This window comes from Rhodopirellula maiorica SM1, from assembly GCF_000346295.1.
Lineage (GTDB): Bacteria > Planctomycetota > Planctomycetia > Pirellulales > Pirellulaceae > Novipirellula > Novipirellula maiorica.
This window is the reverse complement of the sequence record NZ_ANOG01000338.1, coordinates 1-11,910: the sequence shown is the minus strand read 5'-3', so window position 1 is coordinate 11,910 and position 11,910 is coordinate 1. Positions and strand designations below refer to the sequence as shown.

The window sequence follows — 11,910 nt, the reverse complement described above, 5'->3', positions numbered from 1 at the left end:
CACTCGTTCGCCGCATTCGCACAACCGGAGCGATGCGAGGCATTTTGTCGACCAGCGACCTGAACGATGAAAGCTTGATCAACAAGGCTAAATCGTCTCAGGGGTTGATCGGGCGCGACATAGTTCGCGAAGTGATGCCGAAACAGGCGATGTCCTGGGATCAAAAGCTAGATGATTGGACCGAAACCGAAGTCGGCAAGCATGATCGAACCGACAGCGGGGCGCATGTCGTTTGTATGGACTTCGGGATGAAGTGGAATATCCCCCGTCACTTCGCATCGCGTGGAAACCAAGTGACGGTGGTGCCTGGGGATACGTCTGCGGACGAGATCATGAAGCAGAATCCCGATGGTGTTTTCCTGTCCAACGGTCCCGGCGACCCGGAACCGCTCGAATATGCACACAATACGATTCGCGAATTGTTAGGCCAAGTTCCTGTGTTCGGAATTTGCCTTGGCCATCAACTGCTGTCGCTGGCCTGTGGGGCACAAACGTTTAAATTGAAATTTGGGCATCGCGGCGTGAACCAACCGGTGTTTGATATGCAAACGGGCAAGGTCGAGATCACGACGCAGAATCACGGTTTTGCGGTGGATGAAAAATCGCTGCCCGATTGCTTGGAAGTCACCCACCGCAATTTGAACGACGACACCGTCGCTGGCGTGCGGCATCGCGAGCACGCTGCCTTCGGAGTGCAATACCACCCCGAAGCCGCCTCGGGACCTCACGACAGCCACTATCTATTCGAGCGATTCGAAAAGCAAATCGCCAAATAGTTAGCGATTTTGTAAGCCGGATCAAGTCGCCCAAAGCGACGCCGATCCGGCAGCCGAACGTGAATTCACGTCCGTTACCGGCGCCGACGCCGGATCTACGCTATCGCTGCGATCCGGCCTACTTGTTGTCCATTTCGGGGCGTTGAGGACGTTCGGGGCGGGTGTCTTCGCGTTGACCGCGGCCACCTCCTCCTCCGCCACGTCGGTCGCCGCCGCCGAATCCGCCCGGTCTGCCGCCTCCACCACGGAATCCTCCAGGACGACCACCTTCACCACCGCCTGGACGTCCACCTCCGAATCCGCCGCGTCCGCGTGGTTCGTCCGCCGCTTCTGTTTTGGCAATCATGTTGTCTGACGGATTGACGGTGTCACCTTCGTCCATCACGCAGTACAAGTGCTTATCGCTGCGCAAAATCATCCGTCCGTCACTGATCGCAGGCGTTCCACCAAACGATTCCGCGTCCGCAGTCACGCGGTTGACACTGATTTGTTTCAGTTCGTCACCGAGCTCGAAGACAAACATTTGCCCCGAGCCGTTGAGGTAATACATCGTGTCGTCTGCGATTACCGGCGATGGATAATCAAGCGAACCGAATCCCCCGCCCCGCGGACGGCGCCGTCGAGTCGCACTTGGTCAATCTTGTCTCCTGACTTAGCGTCGACGATGGTAACGACGCCGTTTGCGATCGAATACAGCCGCGATTTATATTGAATAGGTGAAGCAAATCGTGCTGAATCACTACCGCTCCAAAGAATCGCTTCCTCGGTCGTCTCGCCCATTCCACCAACTTTTACAGCGACACTGCCTCCACCGCGGCCGGTGAACGCGAACGCCACGTTTCCGTCGGTGACGATGCTGGATTGAGCCTGATCGGCGCCGGTTGCGGCACTGTACCAACGCAATTTCCCGTTATTTGGATCGAGGCCCCAAACCTCTTTCGCCACGCTCATGACAAGGTCAGTTCGTGAATCGTCAAGCTTCACCAGGGCAGGGGTTCCCCACATGCCGTCGAGTCCCGATGCTTCTTGACGCCACAATTCTTTGCCTGTCGATTTGTCCAGCCCGATGATCGATTGGCTTTCGGCCGCCGCCGTGACAATCACCGTGTCTTGGAAAACGATCGGACTGGACGCCGATCCCCACGCCCACGGGTCGGACTCTTTGCCAACATTCACACTCCACAATTCAGCACCATCAAGGCTATAAGCATGAACGCCGCTTTTACCGAAGAACACAAACACGGTGTTGCCGTCGGAAACGGGAGTGTGTGAAGCGTAGCCATGCGAGGGCACGCCGACTCCGGTGTACGGGTCCTCGGGCAGCGTGGCGGCGACGTCTTTTTGCCATAGCTTGGACCCCGTTTTCAGGTCATAGCAGACCAGATGCCGCACCAAGTCCTTGATTTCACCCGGATTTTCACGGCTCAATCCATAGCCCGAATAACATGTCACAAAGACCCGATCGCCGACGACGATTGGGCTGGAAACTCCTGCGCCCGGAATCTCTGCCTTCCATGCCACGTTGGCGTTGGGAGACCACTGGGTCGGCAGCGACTCGGTATCCACGCTGACGCCCGAACCGCTGGGGCCGCGAAAACGAAGCCAATCATCCGCCGATAGCGTCGTCGTGAACGCCAAGATTGCAAAAGACGCGAGAAGTTTTCGTTTCATGATTGAGCTTGAGATAGGAGTAGAACGGCACTGCTTGACCCGAGCGGCTAGGCCTTTAAACCTCAGCTATCGCGTAGGGTTTCGCAGAGAATTCAAGTTCAATCGATGATTAACGATTCGACAAGACGGTATGGAGCGTTCGGCTCAGCTAGCGGAGCGCGCCGTTATGTCTAACCGCAGAACGCTGATGATTAAGATACGACATCAACGCCCTATTGCTTGCCGTTTGGGCGTCTAGCTCCGGTTGAGCATCGGCACCATGGCTAGCGGGCTGTCGATTTAAAGAAGTTTCCCATGGCAAGGGGTGGCTGATGGACTACCACGTCCGTCATGGGTGTATTCGACGGACTAGGAAGTCCGTCGTACGACTAAATCAACAGCCTGGTATCGCAAAACCGCAATCGCAAAACCAATTCAAAGGCTTCTAAAATTGCGTGATCGGCATGCTCTACTGGGCGTCCCACCATGCGTTGATCGCGTCGGTCATTGATTTGACCTTCTGAGGATGCTCGGCAGCGAGATCGTTGTTCTCGTGCGGGTCTTGCTTCAAGTTGTAAAGCTCTGGCTTCTCGCCCTGCATGCGACTCGAAGGCAGAATCAGCTTCCAATCGCCTTGAATCATCCATCGATAACGCAGACTTGCCGCGGGATCGTCCATCGATTGGATGTCGTGCTCAAAGATTTCACCAAACAGTGCATCGCGTGACTCGCGTTTGCTCTTATTCAACAAGTTGATACCCGGCAAATTACGATCGGTTTCAACTCCAACCGCCGCCAATACGGTGGGGACGAGGTCGATCGACGACGCCAACGTTTGCTTGTCGAGTTGGGGTGTGACGTGGCCGGGCCACTTGATCATGATCGGAGTGCGAGTGCCCCCTTCGTTTGGACTTCGCTTGCTGCGAGGCGCATAGCGACTGGCGGTCCGATCGTTGATCCAACCGTTGTCGGTCACATAAATCACGATTGTGTTTTCGGCGAGTCCCCGATCCTCGAGCGATGCAAACAATTCTCCGCATGTTTCGTCAAACCATTCGCACATCGCCCAGTACTTGGCCATCGGCAGCGAGTCGGTTTTGGACGTGTACTTGTCCAAAATTCGCTGGGGTGGATTGTGAGGTGTGTGAGGCAGAAAGGGAGCGTACCAAACGAAGAACGGGTCATCGTTTTCCTTGCAACTATCCAGGAACGATTCGATTGGTTTCATACCCGTACGCCCAATTTGCAGCCCCTTGTCGCCGTGACGCCCATCCTTCGTGAAATCACCATGCGTCATTCCTTCGCTGAACCCGCCTCGTTTGTAGTTACCTTCCCACCATTTGCCGGTTTGCAGCGATCGATACCCCAGTGGTGCCAAGTATTCAGGCAGCGTTTTCATGTTGTCGATGTGCTGCAGGTAAGCTTCACGATTTTTGACGTACTCGGGTTGCGTATGATTGGGACGTTTGTTGCCTTCCTTCATGCCTGCCCACGGTGGGTCGTTGCCGACGACACCATGTTGATGCGGATAAAGTCCTGTGATGATCGTTGAAAGTGAGGGACGACACAGACTGGTAGGAACATACCCGCGAGTGAACGTCAAACTTTCCGCAGCGAGTTGATCCAAGTGAGGCGTCTGAATCGCTTCGTGCCCCATAAATGAATAATCGCCCCAAGCTTGATCGTCCGACAAAATCATCACAACGTTAGGCTTGTTTTCTTGAGCGACCGATATCGTCGCGACAAACGCAAAACCAAGTAGAAAAGCCAATCGAGAAAACGGAGAGAGCATAGAAAAACCTAGGTGCATAGAAATTGAGGAAAGTGAACTGGGAAGGTGGGAAACGGGGTGAGACAAACGGGGCCGCTATTCTACGGCAAAACTTCGACGATGATCGGGTGACTCGTCACGCCGCCGTTTGTATTAGCGTTTAGGAAGAACGAGCGACGACCAGGCACCGAGGTGGGATCGGCGGTCAGAAAGAACTCACGTTCGTTGCTGCCCGCCAAGATCAGCAAACCATTCAGCCCGATATTGTCGACGTAAACGCCTTGAGTAGCGTTTCGCCCCGCATCTTCTTTGCCAAACGAAATCTCGTTTTCAAAACCTGACTTCCGTTTTAGGCGAACACGAGCGGAAACGGTATCGCCTCGGCGGACTTGCAAGACCCAAGTTTTATCGTCTGCCACATCATGATCCAAGGGATGCAAACTTGGAATCACATTCGGCCCATCGGCGAGCGATATTTTCTTTAATTGTCCTGCCGAGCGTTCGACGTGACGTCCCAAAATGTCTGCGGTGGCAACGACGTCGATGTTCACCTCGCCGCTCCAATCCGCCGCGTCGTCATCCGATATCGTCTCGGGAACCCACAATGTTCCGGCGGCCGAACGCTGCCCCGCCTCAAGCACGATCGGTGAGTTTGAGACGATGGACTTTGGCAATCCAGTGAGTGTAAACGTCACTGGCCCATCAAAGCCGTCGATGCGATCGACACGAACAATAAATTCACGACCGGTGCCTTTGAAAATCGGCCCTTTCAATTGGGTGATCGAAGGACGAAAGCTTGGTGTCGCAGCACGAACCGCTAGCCGGTACTGAAACGCTTCGCCCCCCTCGCCTCGTGTGTCAGTGACTCGCACTTTGAAGGTTCCATCCTGTGGCGCCGTAAACAACAACCGACTGGCATTGCCTGCGATTCGCATCGGATCATCGTCGTTTTCATAATAAACATCAAACACCGGCAATCCGTTGGCAATTGGCGTCTGATGGGCGTCAAGCGGGCGTACCACATAGCCTGGTTCCCCCAACGCGTGCGTCGTGCCGCTTGTCCCAAAGTAAGTCCAACGTTGGCCTTCGCCCGGATACGTATCAAACCCAGAGTCGGGACCGCGTGGATGCTTCCATAGTCGTGAGACTTCGCCGGAGGAATAAAAGTAGTCTCCCAAATTCATGTCTTGCCAATTAAAGACCCGAAAATCATTGGACTGTTTACTGTCTTTACCGCGAAACGTGAAATACGATTCGCGAACCGCATGGAGTCGAGTTCGCAACACCGGTTGGTCGTCCACATCCAAGATCGAGACAATCGGATCGATCGGACTGTTGCCAAGCTTATCCACATCGATCGCCCACACTTCGCCCGCATTAGCATGCCAGCTATAGACGTCGACCTCGCCTGCCGCCGAGATCACGCCGCTGACCTCGGCGCCGCGTGGCAGCGTTTTGCCATCGGATTCATTCCGTACCGCCAATGCATCAAGATCCATGTAGATCGGCTGCAGCGTTTCCGAAGCACTTTGATTTTTCTTATTACGCCTGGGCAACGCCCGGCTGACGATTTCGCCATTCATCATCGGAATCAACATCGAGTGGGTTGCGGCGTGATAGGCGATGTCGGTCCCGGTATCGGGCAGCGGGTCAAGCGAGGCAACTTGTTTCCACGAGCGTGTGTCCAGAAGTTTTACGTTTCCTGATTGGCTTAGTACCGCGACGTCTTTACCGCCAGCGGTGAAGGCGAAACCGACCAAGGGAGATTCGTCAACAAAACGAGTCACGACGAGCGGGTTGATCTTAGCCGCATCGATGCTGGCGAGTCGCCAAACACGCAGACGATTGTCAGCACCGCAAGCGACGATGTATTTGCCATCAACGGTAAAGTCGACCGCCAACATCTCACCTTCGCCTTGGCTGAGCGTATCGAGCCGCGTCCCCCTTTCCACATTCCAAACTTTGATGGTGGCATCGGCACTCGCGCTGACCAAGACCTTAGAATCGTGCGAAAACGCCAAGTCGTAAATGGCTCCGTTGTGCCCGCTCAATTCATGCGTTACCGCTGCGGTATCGCGGTTCCACAACTTGATGACACGGTCATAACCCGCCGTAGCGACCCACTTTCCATCCGGCGAAAAGACTGCCGAATACAATACGTCGCGATGGCCGAGCAGCTCGGATTCCAAACTGCCATCGTCAACCCGATAGAGCGCGGCGCGACCATAGGCTCCGGTTACTCCCGATGCAACCAAAATGTGTTTTGCATCGCGACTGAACTGCAGCGAATTGACCTTGCCGGGCAACCCATCGATCTGCGAGACCGTCGTACCGTCGGTACGCGTGATCTGTACCGACGCAAAGCGAGCAATCGCATGCAAACCGCCGTCCGCAGCAACGGCGATCGAAGTGATAGGACGTGCGGTGTTTTGATCGGGTTCAATTCGTGGTGTCCGTAGCGTCGTTTTGATGGGCATGTCGCCATCGGGCCCGACTGCACCTTGATCGATCCAAGCGGCTATCCTCTCGATGTCATCCACATTCGGTCCGGGTTCATCATCGGGCGGCATCGCGGGATCGAGTTTCCCTGTGATCATCAATAACATCCGGCTGCTTCCCGCGGCCCCCGCGGTTACCGCCAAACCAGTCTCACCACCGGCCATCAGGGCAGCATGATCATCTAATCGCAAACCACCTTCGCTGTCGTCCGCATTGTGACAACCGACACAGTACTTGTTTAATATCGGTGACACATGCGACGCGAAATTGACGGCGTCGGCGGCTATCACCGTGACGCTTGTTGAGATCGACAGTAAAAAGCAAAACAGGAAACGCATCATATTGATTTGAGAGCAAGAAGATTTTCGGGTGGGGCGTAGAATCCGGCTGGCGTCAATGGTTGAACGTGAATTCGGTGCTGGTCAGCACGCTCCAGGCAACATCCTGCATCGCCGTGCTGAGCTCGTCGCCGTATTCGTCGATAACACCCAGCAAACGCTCTTGCTCGTCGTGTGACGGAGACCGTGAAAGCGCCGCGAAGAACAACGTGTCAATCATCTCGGACGGCGACTTTCCAGCGGCGATCATGTTGGCGATACGATTATTGGCGTCTTCGAGTTTTGGGTTCAGCGTTTCACCGTTGGACAGATGCAACACCTGAACCATGCTCTGTTCGGCACTGCGTTCGCATTCGCAAGTGATCTCGCGAGGATTACGGCCAAACGTATCGAGAAAATACGATGCGACTGCCGCATCATAGAGCTCGATCGCCTTGGTACCCGGCGGATAATAATCCGTCTTTTGCTTGTCAGCACCGGGAAAAGCCACTTGGTCGAACTTTGATGCCGTTTGCAACGTCTGGTCGATCGAGTCCAACATCACTTCGGCCATCAAGCGACGGGGGTAATAGCGACTCAAGTATTTTTGCTCGAGCTGGTTTTCCGGCAACGGGATACTGCTGCGTTGATACGTTTCACTTTGCAAGATCACTCGCATCAGTTTCTTTAAGTCAAATTCGGCATCGACCGTGTATTGAGCCGCGGCGGCCAACAACGGTTCGTTACTCGATGGATTGCTAAGCCGCAGATCGTCTACCTGTTCGACCAACCCACGACCGAAAAAGTTTGCCCATACGCGATTGGTAATCGCCCGCGCGAAGTAGGGGTTCGAGGGATCGGTCATCCAATCGGCAAGAACGTCACGACGATCCGATGGATCATCAAATTTCAAGGGCGGTGCATCCAATGGAGCAGGCGGTTGCGGTTTGCCACGATTGGGCTGGATCAGATCACCTGCGGTTGCAACGTACAACGTACGAATCCCGTCGCCATTGCGGCTGTCACCGCCCCAACCTTTGGCACGCACGCGAGCAAACAGATTCGCCATCGCGTAATACTGGTCGTTACTCCATTTCTCTAGCGGATGGTTGTGGCATTTTGCGCAGCCAATCGATAACCCCAAAAATGCTTGGCATGCGTTTTCGGTCATCTCTTCGGGCGTTTGATGTAACGCATAAAAGTTGGTTGCGCCGTTCTCGTTACTCAATCCCGAGGCGGTCAATATCTCGCGAACCATCTGATCCCACGGTTTGTTTTGTTGAACCTGTTCACGGATCCACTGGTAATACGTTTTGACCGCAACCGGCCGCAACCGTGTGCCGTTGACCAACAAGATGTCACACCAACGGTAGGTCCAATAATCCACAAAATCATCACTGGCCAGCAATTTTTCGATCAAGCGATCCCGTCGCTCGATGGCGGGTTCCGCCATGTAGATTTCGCGTTCGCTAAGACTCGGCAAGCGGCCGATCGTATCGAGTGTTGCACGGCGAAGAAACGTTTCGTCGTCACATCGCGGCGACGGACGAAGGTTCAGCGTTTTGAGTTGGGCAAGGTTCAGATCATCAATGAAATTTCGGCGTGACGCCGTGACGTACACCTCGTCGGCAATTTCGTGAGGATAGGGAACCGTCATTCTCGCCAGCGCGACTTTGCTGCCAAACCAAACCAAGACCGCACCTTCGCCACAGCCGACGACCTCGACGAGGCCGTCTTCATCCACCGTCACAATCGCTTCATCGGTCGCTGAGAAGACGGCCCAATGCGTTACGTCGACAACGCGACCATCGTCGTAGTGCGCATTGACAAGCACTCGCGTTTGATCGCCGGGGCGTAGCATGCTAGCCGCCGGTGTCACCGAGATTTTTTCGAGTCGCGGATCGTCCTCGCTCGGCCCGGCCGCTCCTGAGGCGATCCATGACGACAGCACACGATAATCACGTGACTCGGTATCCAGGCGGAGTCCTCCCTTGTGTGGCAACGCTCCGCTCGGTTTCGCGATCAACAAACTGCGTCCTGGATCTGACAACTCGACACGTCGCCCTTTGGCCTCGCGCGTGATGCTGACGAAATCAGAGTCGCTGTCATAACCGCGAAGCGAAAGTCGGAATCCTCCCTTGCCCGCCAACGCGCCATGACACGCACCGGTGTTACAGCCCAACCGGGACAATACCGATTGGACATCGTTGCGAAAGCTCCAGTGATAAGCTTCGCCAATCCCATCGACCGTGACTCGTGCGGTCGAGACGGTATCGCCAATACGTGCGGTAATTGTCGTCGAACCATTGCCCACCGCGATCGCCACGCCATTGTCGATCGCCACCACTTGGGGATTAGCGGACGTCCACTGCACCTCATCATCCGCGATCGCCGCGGGCACGTTTTCCGAGTCCGAAACGTGAACGACCATCAATTGTTGACGTCCTTCGCTACCGGAGAGCGAAAACGTTTTGGGCAACACCACGATTTCATCCGCAGCAGCGGAGTTCAACAAGACCGAGGCGGCGAGTAGCAGCAGAGGCAATCGATTCGATATCATCATTTTTGCTGTTCGTTTCTCCATCGAGATAACGGATTTCCCGATTCGATGAATTCAGAGTGCGTTGGGCAAGGCTACGATCGCATTTAAGCAAACAGTTCTTTGATCTCGCGGACGCCGAAATCGACCAGCGGGAATGGGCGTCCGGCAGGTCCTGGCAGCTCGGCGTGCAGCTCAAGTCCCAAGCTTTTGAAAATCGTTGCGATCACTTCGCCGGGGTTGGCCGGCCGATCCGCAGGCACCGCTCCCATCGGGTCACTCGCCCCGATCGCACGTCCGCCCTTCACACCGCCGCCAGCAAACGTGCACGAAAAACATTGGGGCCAATGGTCGCGTCCGCCCGCAGGATTCACTTTCGGTGTTCGGCCGAATTCTGCCAACCCGCAGACCATGGTGTCGTCCAGCATGCCACGCTGGGCCAAATCGGCGATCAATGCAGAGTAGGCTTGGTCGTACATTGGGGCGACGATGTTCTTCATCCCCTCGATCGTCGTAAACGGCTTGCTGCCGTGAATGTCCCAAGTGACTTCGTTGAATACGGTCAGAAAGGTATTGATGGTGACAAAACGCACACCGGCTTCGATCAACCGCCGCGACAACAAGCAACATTGTCCAAATCGATTCATGCCATAGCGTTCACGAACCGCCGTTGTTTCTTGTGTCAAATCAAATGCCTCACGTGCCTGCGGGCTGCTCATTAACCGATAGGCTGACTCGAAGTTTTTGTCCATCATCTTGGCCGACTCGGACGCTTCGAGCTGCTTTAACCTTCCCTCGATCGCATCTCGCATTCTGCGGCGTCGATCGATTCGCACGTCGCCGAGCGTCGATGGAGGAAGTAAATCGGGAACTTTGAAGTTCGCTTGACTGGGGTCAGCCATCAATGCAAACGGATCAAACGATTTGCCCAAAAATCCGCCAGCTTGTCCGTTGGGCAAATTGCCGCCACCCCGGCCCATCGTTTCAGGCAGCACCACGTGCGCCGGCAAGTCGCTGCGACGGCCTTGCATGTACTGGACCACCGCTCCGGCGTGAGGGTAGTTCACGCCGCCACTGAATTGACGCCCCGTTTGCATCATCTGCCACCCTGCGTCGTGCACCGCGGCCGAGGTGTGATAACACGACCGCACGATCGAGAATTTGTCCGCCACCTCGGCGTGCTTAGGCAGAATCTCGGAGAGTTGAAAGTCACCTCTGGTCGAAATTGGTTTGAACGGACCTCGCACCTCCGATGGTGCGTCGGGTTTCATGTCAAAGGTGTCAAGTTGGCTGGGCGCACCAAGATTAAAAATCATGATGCAGCTGCGTTTGTCCTTGCTCGGGTCGACTGCCCCCAATTCCTCTGCGGCCAACAGCTCGGGCAAACTCAACCCGATCGCTCCCAGTGTGCCCACCTGCAGAAAATCGCGACGCGATAGGCCGTCACAGGTATGAGCGATACCACGCGAGGTCAGATTTAACATAGGGCCCAGAAGGTGGGGAGGAGGGAAATCGGGGGAAGGAATGATCTTTGTCACACCACCGCCATGTCCCCATCGCCAACAGCAAGATTAACAACGTTGACCGAAGAGGGACGGACGCATGACACCCCTTATTGTAATGCCTACCCTCGCTCGACTGCAAAGTGCTTTTGAAAAGTTGGCGGAAATGCAGCCAGATACTGCGAGCTCAAAGCAGAATGTCAAAACGTCGGGAATCCCTCGTTTACGCATTTTGGAGATGCGCTTTTGTATAGAGGGGCAACGCTCAATGCCATCTACTTTGGTAATCATTGGGGGGCTCAAGTAGTGGGATTCGCCAGAATTCCCATCTTTGCTGTTGAAACACCAGGAACTCTGGCGAGTCCCACTACGAAAGTAGATGGCATTGGGCGCGGGGCCCGTCCGGTTGAGGCGAGTAAAACGTTCGGTTTAGACCGGGCGGGCCCCGTGCCGCACCGCTACGCCACCCGTTGAGTGCCAAAGTAGATGGCATTGGGCCAACGGCACGGTGTTTATTCGGATCCGTGGACGACTCTAGGCAAATGGCCGGGGGGTGAGTCTGCGAGGCAGTGCGTCCAGGGCAGAGCCCTGGAACGAGTTGGCGAGTAGATTCGCAGTCGAACTAGGCGACTTCCCAGCCCTTGCGATACTCTTTCTTGATGTACTGGTCCGCCTCGGGGCAATTGGTGGCCTTCAGTGCGGCCGCGTCCCAATCGAGCTGCTTGCCGGTGCGATAGGCAACATTGCCCAACAGAACCGATTCGGTCAAGGCGCCCGAGTAATCAAAGTTGCAGAGCGTCGCCGAACCGTCCTTGCATGCCTTGATCCATTCAGCGTGATGGCCGATCGAATCAGG

At 55.3% G+C, this 11,910-nt stretch carries 7 protein-coding genes and 1 pseudogene; 1 reads left to right on the top strand and 7 read right to left on the bottom strand.

Annotated features, from left to right (window positions below):
• Positions 1-776: glutamine-hydrolyzing carbamoyl-phosphate synthase small subunit (carA, locus tag RMSM_RS10980; RefSeq protein ID WP_040765672.1), on the top strand; the 776-nt coding region annotated here is incomplete at its 5' end.
• Between the two features lie 118 nt (positions 777-894).
• On the opposite strand, the gene RMSM_RS42500 is transcribed toward carA, so the two are convergent.
• The 7 genes and pseudogenes from RMSM_RS42500 to RMSM_RS10950 all read right to left on the bottom strand — a co-directional run.
• Positions 895-1,326 carry a hypothetical protein gene (locus RMSM_RS42500; RefSeq protein ID WP_008695397.1) on the bottom strand — a complete coding sequence of 144 codons (432 nt, stop codon included), beginning with the start codon at positions 1,324-1,326 and terminating at the stop codon, positions 895-897.
• 14 nt (positions 1,327-1,340) lie between these two features.
• Entirely contained in the window at positions 1,341-2,447 is a 1,107-nt protein-coding gene (locus RMSM_RS10975; RefSeq protein WP_008695395.1) for an outer membrane protein assembly factor BamB family protein, read from the bottom strand.
• A gap of 448 nt (positions 2,448-2,895) precedes the next feature.
• Positions 2,896-4,218, bottom strand: coding sequence for a sulfatase family protein (locus tag RMSM_RS10970; RefSeq protein ID WP_008695393.1), 1,323 nt, complete (start codon positions 4,216-4,218; stop codon positions 2,896-2,898).
• Positions 4,219-4,298: 80 nt separating this feature from the next.
• Entirely contained in the window at positions 4,299-6,986 is a 2,688-nt protein-coding gene (locus RMSM_RS10965) for a c-type cytochrome domain-containing protein (protein WP_236622090.1), read from the bottom strand.
• 103 nt (positions 6,987-7,089) lie between these two features.
• Positions 7,090-9,576 (bottom strand): DUF1549 domain-containing protein, encoded by a 2,487-nt coding sequence (locus RMSM_RS10960; protein ID WP_052031583.1) that lies wholly within the window; start codon positions 9,574-9,576, stop codon positions 7,090-7,092.
• An 83-nt stretch (positions 9,577-9,659) separates the two neighbouring features.
• Entirely contained in the window at positions 9,660-11,036 is a 1,377-nt protein-coding gene (locus RMSM_RS10955) for a DUF1501 domain-containing protein (RefSeq protein WP_008695388.1), read from the bottom strand.
• Positions 11,037-11,676: 640 nt separating this feature from the next.
• Positions 11,677-11,910 (bottom strand): annotated as a pseudogene (locus tag RMSM_RS10950) (gfo/Idh/MocA family oxidoreductase); the annotation flags it as partial.

Bases quoted from the DNA above. Each gene is read 5' to 3' on its own strand.
- RMSM_RS10955 (WP_008695388.1), bottom strand. From the start codon at position 11,036: ATGTTAAATCTGACCTCGCGTGGTATCGCTCATACCTGTGACGGCCTA.
- RMSM_RS10975 (WP_008695395.1), bottom strand. From the start codon at position 2,447: ATGAAACGAAAACTTCTCGCGTCTTTTGCAATCTTGGCGTTCACGACG.
- RMSM_RS10960 (WP_052031583.1), bottom strand. From the start codon at position 9,576: ATGATGATATCGAATCGATTGCCTCTGCTGCTACTCGCCGCCTCGGTC.
- RMSM_RS42500 (WP_008695397.1), bottom strand. From the start codon at position 1,326: ATGTATTACCTCAACGGCTCGGGGCAAATGTTTGTCTTCGAGCTCGGT.
- RMSM_RS10970 (WP_008695393.1), bottom strand. From the start codon at position 4,218: ATGCTCTCTCCGTTTTCTCGATTGGCTTTTCTACTTGGTTTTGCGTTT.